A 236-nucleotide genomic window follows, 5' to 3' on the forward strand; every position below is an offset into this window, starting at 1 on the left:
CCACCAGGTTGACTCGGATCAGCTATCTTTCGAATTAGCAGCTAAAATGGGATTCAAAGAATCTGGTAGAGCAGCTAAAGCGGTGATCATGGAACCAATTATGAAACTGGAAGTTGTAACTCCGGAAGAATATATGGGTGATATCGTAGGTGGCCTTAACAGAAGAAGAGGTACTGTAAACGGTATGGATGATAGAAACAACGCTAAAGTTATTAAAGCTTTCGTTCCACTATCTG

1 protein-coding gene is annotated in these 236 nt (G+C 41.1%); it reads left to right on the forward strand.

Annotation, left to right across the window (positions count from 1 at the left end):
* Window positions 1-46: 46 nt before the first annotated feature.
* On the forward strand, window positions 47-236 hold a 190-nt coding region (locus tag ACPYOJ_RS36785; RefSeq protein WP_481420604.1), incomplete at its 3' end, for a hypothetical protein.

The organism is Rhizobium sp. SVR5-9E (assembly GCF_056755095.1).